The organism is Psychrobacter sp. JCM 18900 (assembly GCF_904846625.1).
Lineage (GTDB): Bacteria > Pseudomonadota > Gammaproteobacteria > Pseudomonadales > Moraxellaceae > Psychrobacter.
Genome location: NZ_CAJHBL010000016.1, coordinates 1 through 605 on the forward strand (window position 1 = coordinate 1; position 605 = coordinate 605).

The 605-nt window shown below is 39.7% G+C and carries 1 rRNA gene; it reads left to right on the plus strand.

Features of this window, described 5'->3' with window-relative positions:
- Positions 1-106, plus strand: a 5S ribosomal RNA gene (rrf, locus tag JMX96_RS13585); the annotation flags it as partial.
- Positions 107-605 lie beyond the last annotated feature (499 nt).

Sequence of the window (605 nt, forward strand, 5' to 3'; positions counted from 1 at the left end):
CAATAGCGCGATGGCCCCACCTGATCCCTTCCCGAACTCAGAAGTGAAACATCGTAGCGCCAATGGTAGTGTGGTTCGCCCATGTGAGAGTAGGTCATCGTCAGCTCTCTATTCTGAAATATCCCCCTTCGCTAACGCGGAGGGGGCTTTTCTTTGTGTGCGGTTTGGTGACGGATTCTTCGATCAATAGCCGCCAATCTCGTTCAGTAAAATAATTGTAAAAAAAGCTCAATTAACCTTGACCCAGCCTCAAACAAGCGTATAATGCCACCCAGTCGAAAGGGAAGTGGTTTACTGATTTGAACGATGTAAATTGTTTCAATTAAATAGAAAATACTTCTTGACTAAATAAATAAACCGTCTATAATACGCACCTCATCAAGACGAGCTGGAGATAGCTTATATGTAGATTACATATAAATAACCCAGTTAACTTGTTGAAACAAATTAAAAAAAAGAAGTTGACAGACTATTAAAACATGATATGATGGTCAGCTCGCTAAATAGGATAAGCCACATTGGCTGACTTATTTAGTTTGAAATACTAGCACTGGACGACAGTGTCAGACATTATTTAAAAGCATAACTAAAGAACAACTTGTGTG